The following is a 7,150-nucleotide window of genomic DNA, read 5'->3' as shown; positions in this document are numbered from 1 at the left end:
ACCTGGGATGTCTCAACCGGCCCTCCCCTTTCCAGGGGGACGAGTGTGCGTTGAGGCCGCCCCAGCGCACACCGAAGCCACCACCGCACACTTACCCGCAACCCGCCTGACAAACTGACCGGCATGGGAACCAATCAGCGCGCGAGCATCGTCATGTCGGAGGACGAGATCGCCGATTTCGTCGTCAAGAGCCGCACCGGAACACTCGCCACCGTCGGGCCCGACGGCCAGCCGCACCTGACCGCCATGTGGTACGCCGTCGTCGACGGGGAGGTCTGGCTCGAGACCAAGGCCAAGTCGCAGAAGGCGGTGAACCTCACCAGGGATCCGCGGGTGAGCTTTCTGATCGAGGACGGCGACACCTACGACACGCTGCGCGGGGTGTCGTTCGAGGGTGTCGCGGAGATCGTCGACGATCCCGATGTCGCGCACCGGGTGGGCGTCAGCGTGTTCGAGCGCTACACCGGCCCCTACACCGACGAGATGAAGCCCTTCGTCGAGCAGATGATGAACAAGCGGGTGTGCGTGCGCATCGTGGCCCGCCGCGCGCGCTCGTGGGATCACCGCAAGCTCGGATTGCCGCCCATGCCGGTGGGCGGGTCGACCGCCCCGGCCGTGCTGGGGACCGGCCAGTAATTGTTTGTAGCCCCGATGGGATTCGAACCCACGCTACCGCCGTGAGAGGGCGGCGTCCTAGGCCGCTAGACGACGGGGCCTGAACCGATCCGAGCTGCCAGCATAGCTCACCCGAGAAGGGCGACCTAATCGCAAGCCGTGCCGCGATCTTGCTGGGGTACCAGGACTCGAACCTAGAATGGCTGAACCAGAATCAGCTGTGTTGCCAATTACACCATACCCCATTGGCTGCCTAAAACCGCTGGTCACAACGGTTCTGCGGTGTCCCGCGCCGTCGTGGCCGGCCGTCGTCGGCCTTTGTAAACCGCTGTGCAGACTACCAAAAACTCAGACCGCCCCGTCGCGCGCGCCCCGCAACCGCGCCAGGCTGCGCTCGCGGCCCAGTAGTTCGAGTGATTCGAACAGCGGCGGGCTGATCGTTGTTCCCGTCGCGGCGACGCGGATCGGGCCGAACGCCTTGCGCGGTTTGAGCGCCAGGCCGTCGATGAGCGCGGCCTTGAGGGCGGCCTCGATCCGCTCGGTTGTCCAGTCGGTCACGCCGTCCAGCGCGGCCAGCGCGGCGTCCAAAACCGTGGCGCCCTCCGGGCCGAGCTCCTTGGCGGCGGCCTTCTCATCGATCGCGTATTCGTCGTCGTTGAGGAACTTCAGCAACTCCCACGCGTCGCTCAGGACGACGATGCGCGTCTGGACCAGCTCGGCGGCCTCGGCGAATCCGGCGTCATCCAGCCGGGTGTCGTGGCCGTGCGCGTCGAAGTAGTCGCGCAGGCGGGCGGTGAAGTCGGCGACGTCGAGCATCCGGATGTGCTCGGCGTTGAGCGCGTCGGCCTTCTTCTGGTCGAATCGGGCCGGGTTGGAGTTGACGTTGACGACGTCGAAGGCCGCCACCATTTCGTCCAGGCTGAACAGGTCGTGGTCGTCGGCGATCGCCCAGCCCAGCAGCGCAAGGTAATTCAGCAGGCCCTCGGGGATGAAGCCCCGGTCGCGGTGCGCGAACAGGTTCGACTGCGGGTCGCGCTTGGACAGCTTCTTGGTTCCCTCGCCCAACACGATTGGCAGGTGCGCGAATTGCGGTGTGCGCTCGGCCACACCGATTCGCGTCAGCGCCGCATACAGTGCCAGCTGGCGCGGGGTGGACGACAGCAGGTCCTCGCCGCGCAGCACGTGGGTGATCTTCATCAGCGCGTCGTCGAGCGGGTTGACCAACGTATACAAGGGATCTCCGCTCGCGCGGGTCAGCGCGAAATCGGGCACGCTGCCCGCGGCAAAGGTCGTGTTTCCGTGTACCAGGTCGTCCCAACTCAGATCGTCGTCGGGCATGCGCAGCCGCACCACCGGCTTACGGCCCTCGGCGAGGAACGCCGCGCGCTGCGAGTCGGTCAGCTGCCGGTCGAAGTTGTCGTAGCCCAGCTTGGGGTTTCGGCCCGCGGCGATGTGCCGTGCCTCGACCTCCTCCGGCGTCGAGAAGGCGTAGTAGGCCTCGCCGGCCTCGAGCAGCTGCGCCACCACGTCGCGGTAGATCTCGCCGCGCTGCGACTGCCGGTATGGTCCGTAGGGCCCGCCCACCTCCGGCCCCTCGTCCCAGTCGAGGCCGAGCCAGCGCAGCGCGTCGAGCAGCGCCAGGTAGCTTTCCTCGGTGTCGCGCGCCGCGTCGGTGTCCTCGATGCGAAAGACGAAGGTGCCGCCGGTGTGTCGCGCGTAGGCCCAGTTGAACAGCGCGGTTCGCACCATCCCGACGTGCGGGGTGCCGGTGGGCGACGGGCAGAACCGGACTCGAACTGTCACGACTTTCCCTTGCGGACAACGGGATTGGTGAGGGTGCCGATTCCCTCGACGGTGATGGAGACCGTGTCGCCGTCCTCGATGGGCCCGACGCCGGCCGGCGTGCCGGTGAGGATGAGGTCGCCGGGCAGTAGCGTCATCACGGCCGAGATCCACTCCACGATGGCGCCGACGTCGTGGATCATCAGCGAGGTGCGACTGTCTTGCTTCACCTGGCCGTTGACCTCGGTGCGCAGTTCGAGGTCCGACGGGTCGACATCGGTGACGATCCACGGCCCGACGGGGCAGAAGCTGTCATGGCCCTTGGCGCGGGTCCATTGGCCGTCGGCCTTTTGTTGGTCGCGCGCCGACACGTCGTTGGCGATGGTGTAGCCGAGGATGTTCTCGGCGGCCTGGCCGGCCGAAACGTCCTTGCACGGCCGGCCGATGACCGCCGCCAGCTCACCCTCGAAGTGCACCGGTGATGCGTTGGCGGGCAGTCGAATCGGCACGTTGGGTCCGATGATCGCGGTGTTGGGCTTGAGGAAGATGATCGGGTCCGCCGGCGCCGGGCCCGTTTCGAAGCTGCCCATCTCCGCGATGTGATCGGCGTAGTTCTTGCCGACGCAGACGACCTTGCCGGCCAGCATCGGCGCCAGCAGCCGGACGTCGGCCAGCGGCCACGATCGTCCGGTGAAGGTCGGGGTGCCGAACGGGTGCTCGGCGATCTCCCGGGCGGTCAGTGCGGCGGGATCGTCGAGTTCGCCCTCGATGCTGACGAAGGCGACACCGTCCGGGCTGGCGATTCGACCGAGGCGCATTCGCAGAAGCCTAGTGATGGCTAGTAGCGGCTCCCGCAACCGGTGCCGGCCGTGTGCAAGCATGGACTGATGCCCAAGGGGCACCCTGCCGCCGTCGGCGCCGGCAAGCGATGGTCGATCATGATCGTCTCGCTGTTCGTGACGACCAGCTCCTTCCTATTCATCAACGGCGTCGCCTTCCTGATCCCGTCGCTGGAAGCCACGCGTGGCACCCCGCTGGCCGAGGCCGGCCTGCTCGCGTCGATGCCGAGCTGGGGCATGGTGGTCACGCTCATCGCATGGGGCTACGTGCTGGACCGCGTCGGCGAGCGGCTGGTGCTGACGCTGGGCTCGGGTCTCACTGCGGCCGCCGCCTACGCCGCGGCGTCGGTGCACTCGATGGTGTGGGTCGCCGTCTATCTGTTCCTGGGCGGCATGGCCGCCGCGAGTTGCAACACAGCCGGTGGCAGGCTGGTGTCCGCGTGGTTCCCCCCGCAGCAGCGCGGCCTCGCGATGGGCATCCGGCAGACCGCGCAGCCGCTGGGCATCGCGGCGGGCGCGCTGGTCATGCCCGAACTGGCGGAGCGCGGCGTGCATGCCGGGCTGATGTTTCCGGCGCTGGTGTGCACGGCGGCGGCGCTGGCGAGCGCGGTCGGCATCGTCGACCCGGTGCGCAAGCCCCGGGAGACGGCGACCAAGGCGGAGCTGGCCAGCCCCTACCGCGGGTCGTCGGTGCTGTGGCGAATCCATGCCGTCGCGGGCCTGCTGATGATGCCGCAAACGGTCACCGTCACGTTCATGCTGGTCTGGCTGATGAACCACCATCACTGGTCGGTCGCCGCCGCCGGGGGGCTGGTCACCCTGTCGCAGCTGCTCGGCGCGGTCGGCCGCGTCGCGGTGGGCCGCTGGTCGGATCGCATCGGCTCACGCATGCAACCGGTCGCCGTCATCGCCGCGGTCGCCGCGTTGACCCTGTTTCTGTTGGCGCTCTCCGACCAGCTCGACTCGCGATTCGACATCCCGCTGATGGTCGCCGTCTCGGTGTTCGCCGTGCTCGACAACGGCCTGGAGGCGACCGCCATCACCGAGTTCGCCGGGCCGTTCTGGAGCGGGCGCGCCCTGGGCATCCAGAACACCACCCAGCGCGTGATGGCGGCGGTCGGTCCGCCGCTGTTCGGTGTGCTGATCGGCGCGGCGAGATACCCGTCGGCGTGGCTGCTCTGCGGGTTGTTCCCGCTGGCGGCGGTGCCCTTGGTGCCGATTCGGCTGTTGCCGCCCGGCCTGGAAACTAGAGCGCGGCTGCGATCCGTTCGCCGACTTCGGTGGTGGCGCGCGGTTCGCTCCCACGAGTTGCCAGATAGGTCTCGACGGCCCCATCCACCCGGGCAGCCGCAGCGTCCTCGCCCAGATGGGAAAGCAGCAGCCCCACCGACATGATCGCCGCGGTCGGGTCCGCGATGCCCTGACCGGCGATGTCGGGGGCGCTGCCGTGCACCGGCTCGAACATCGACGGATTGGCCCGGGTGGCGTCGATATTTCCGCTGGCGGCCAAGCCGATTCCGCCGCACACCGCCGCCGACAGGTCGGTGATGATGTCGCCGAACAGGTTGTCGGTGACGATCACGTCGAACCGCCCGGGGTCGGTGACCATGAAGATGGTGGCGGCGTCGACATGTTGGTAGGCGACCTCGACGTCGGGATATTCCGCGCCGACCTCGGCGACGACCCGCGTCCACAGCTTCCCCGCGAACGTCAGCACGTTGTTCTTGTGCACCAGCGTCAGGTGGTTGCGGCGCAGCCGGGCCTTCTCGAACGCGTAGCGCACCACGCGGCGCACGCCGAACGCGGTGTTGACGCTGACCTCGGTGGCGACTTCGTTGGGCGTCCCCGCGCGGATGGCGCCGCCGTTGCCGGTATAGGGACCCTCGGTGCCCTCGCGCACTACCACGAAGTCGATCTCGGGGTTTCCCGCGAGCGGACTGCTCACCCCCTTGTACAGCCGGCCCGGTCGCAGGTTGACGTGGTGGTCGAGCTCAAAGCGCAGGCGCAGCAACAGACCTCGCTCCAGGACGCCGCTGGGCACCGACGGGTCGCCGACCGCCCCGAGCAGGATGGCGTCGTGCTCGCGCAGCTCGGCGAGCACCGAGTCCGGCAGCAGCTCGCCGGTGGCGTGGTAGCGACGGGCGCCGAGGTCGTAGCTGGTCTTTTCGACGTTCGGCACGACCGCGTCGAGGACTTTGACGGCCTCGGCCACCACCTCCGGTCCGATCCCGTCGCCGCCGATCACAGCGAGCTTCATCGGCGCCGCTCCTCCTCATCGCTTCGCTCTGCATCGTCGCCGGCGCGTTTCACGAGAGGTCAACCACTTCCAGCTTGTTGGCGTCGACGGCCGCCGCGATCGCCGATCGCACGTCGCCCGGCACGTCCTGGTCCAGCCGCAGCAGGACTGTCGCGCCGGGCCCCTCGGCGTCCTCGGACAGCTGCGCCGCCTGAATGTTGACGCCGGCAGAGCCCAGCAGGGTACCGATCTTGCCCAACGCCCCGGGCTGGTCGGCGTAGTTGATCACCAGGTTGGTGCCCTGGGCGCGCAGGTCGAAGTTGCGGCCGTTGATCTGGACGATCTTCTCCACCAGCTGCGGCCCGGACAGCGTGCCCGCGACGTTCACGCACGAGCCGTCGTGGGCGACGGCCCGCACGTCGACGACGCTGCGGTGGTTGGGGCTTTCGGATGCGGTGGTGATTTCGGCGGAGACGCCCCGCTCGGCCGCCAGCGCCGGCGCGTTGACGAACGTCACCGGTTCGTCGATGACCGCCGAGAACAGCCCGCGCAGCGCCGAAAGCTTAAGTACCTCAACATCTTCCGAGGCGAGCTCGCCGCGCACCTGCACCGACAACGACACCGGCACCTCGCCGGACAGTGCGGCCGCCAGCACCCCGAGCTTGCGCACCAGGTCCAGCCAGGGCGACACCTCCTCGCTGACCACGCCGCCGCCGACGTTGACGGCGTCGGGAACGAACTCCCCCGCCAGCGCCAACCGCACGCTTTCCGCGACGTCGGTGCCGGCCCGGTCCTGCGCCTCGGCGGTGGAGGCCCCCAGATGCGGCGTCACCACCACCTGCGGCAGCTCGAAAAGCGGGCTGTCCGTGCACGGTTCGGTGGAGAAGACGTCGAGGCCGGCGGCGCGGACGTGCCCGCTGTTGATCGCGTCGGCCAGCGCCGCCTCGTCGACCAGGCCGCCGCGCGCGGCGTTGACGATGATGACGCCGGGCTTGGTCTTCGCCAGCGCCTCCTTGTCGATCAGGCCGGCCGTCTCCGGGGTCTTCGGCAGGTGCACCGAGATGAAGTCGGCGCGGGCCAGCAGGTCGTCCAGGGACAGCAGCTCGATGCCGAGCTGCGCGGCGCGGGCCGGCGCCAGGTACGGGTCGTAGGCGACGACGTGGGTGCCGAAGGCCGCGATCCGTTGCGCGAACAGCTGGCCGATGCGGCCCAGCCCGACGACACCGACGGTCTTGCCGAAGATTTCGGTGCCGGAGAACTTCGACCGCTTCCAGGTGTGCTCCCGCAGCGTGGCGTCGGCCGCCGCGATCTGGCGGGCCGCGGCCAGCAGCAGCGCCATCGCGTGTTCGGCGGCGCTGTGGATGTTCGACGTGGGGGCGTTCACGACCAGCACCCCGCGCGCGGTCGCGGCGTCGACGTCGACGTTGTCCAGGCCGACCCCGGCGCGGGCCACGATCTTCAGCTTGGGAGCGGCCGCCAGCACCTCGGCGTCGACGGTGGTGGCCGACCGCACCAGCAGCGCGTCCGCCTCAGGGACGGCGGCCAGCAGCTTGGGCCGGTCCGGGCCATCCACCCAGCGCACCTCGACCTGGTCCCCCAGCGCGGCGACGGTTGATTCGGCGAGTTTGTCGGCAATAAGTACAACAGGCAGATTCACCCGGACAGCCTATCGGCTGTA

Annotated in this window: 5 protein-coding genes, 2 tRNA genes and 1 pseudogene; 2 read left to right on the top strand and 6 right to left on the bottom strand. The window is 69.0% G+C overall.

Features of this window, described 5'->3' with window-relative positions; genetic code table 11:
• The first annotated feature begins 123 nt into the window (after positions 1-123).
• The gene (locus N415_RS28715) at positions 124-636 is read left to right on the top strand and encodes a PPOX class F420-dependent oxidoreductase (protein ID WP_067153361.1); all 513 of its coding nucleotides are present in this window, start codon (positions 124-126) and stop codon (positions 634-636) included.
• A gap of 7 nt (positions 637-643) precedes the next feature.
• Here N415_RS28715 and N415_RS28710 read toward each other — a convergent pair.
• The 4 genes from N415_RS28710 to N415_RS28695 all read right to left on the bottom strand — a co-directional run bounded on the left by N415_RS28710 (position 644) and on the right by N415_RS28695 (position 3,215).
• Positions 644-716 (bottom strand) — tRNA-Glu (locus N415_RS28710).
• Positions 717-788: 72 nt separating this feature from the next.
• Positions 789-860 (bottom strand) — tRNA-Gln (locus N415_RS28705).
• A gap of 103 nt (positions 861-963) precedes the next feature.
• Positions 964-2,418 (bottom strand): glutamate--tRNA ligase, encoded by a 1,455-nt coding sequence (gene gltX, locus N415_RS28700; protein WP_081665587.1) that lies wholly within the window; start codon positions 2,416-2,418, stop codon positions 964-966.
• Complete coding sequence (locus N415_RS28695; protein ID WP_068189194.1) at positions 2,415-3,215, bottom strand: fumarylacetoacetate hydrolase family protein; 801 nt, start codon at positions 3,213-3,215, stop codon at positions 2,415-2,417. Before N415_RS28695 ends, gltX begins: the two co-directional genes overlap by 4 nt.
• A gap of 69 nt (positions 3,216-3,284) precedes the next feature.
• Here N415_RS28695 and N415_RS31135 point away from each other — a divergent pair.
• A pseudogene (locus N415_RS31135) lies at positions 3,285-4,349 on the top strand (MFS transporter); the annotation flags it as partial.
• 133 nt (positions 4,350-4,482) lie between these two features.
• Here N415_RS31135 and N415_RS28675 read toward each other — a convergent pair.
• Together N415_RS28675 and serA are read right to left on the bottom strand one after the other, a co-directional pair.
• Entirely contained in the window at positions 4,483-5,493 is a 1,011-nt protein-coding gene (locus tag N415_RS28675) for a 3-isopropylmalate dehydrogenase (protein WP_068189183.1), read from the bottom strand.
• A gap of 49 nt (positions 5,494-5,542) precedes the next feature.
• A complete protein-coding gene (gene serA, locus N415_RS28670; RefSeq protein ID WP_068189181.1) occupies positions 5,543-7,129 on the bottom strand; it encodes a phosphoglycerate dehydrogenase in 1,587 nt (528 codons plus the stop codon).
• Positions 7,130-7,150: the final 21 nt, after the last annotated feature.

The organism is Mycobacterium sp. UM_CSW, from assembly GCF_000455205.1.
Lineage (GTDB): Bacteria > Actinomycetota > Actinomycetes > Mycobacteriales > Mycobacteriaceae > Mycobacterium.
This window is presented reverse-complemented; position numbering and strand designations above follow the sequence as displayed.

Coding starts and splice junctions, on each gene's coding strand:
- N415_RS28715 (WP_067153361.1), top strand. CDS start 124: ATGGGAACCAATCAGCGCGCGAGCATCGTCATGTCGGAGGACGAGATC.
- N415_RS28695 (WP_068189194.1), bottom strand. CDS start 3,215: ATGCGCCTCGGTCGAATCGCCAGCCCGGACGGTGTCGCCTTCGTCAGC.
- N415_RS28675 (WP_068189183.1), bottom strand. CDS start 5,493: ATGAAGCTCGCTGTGATCGGCGGCGACGGGATCGGACCGGAGGTGGTG.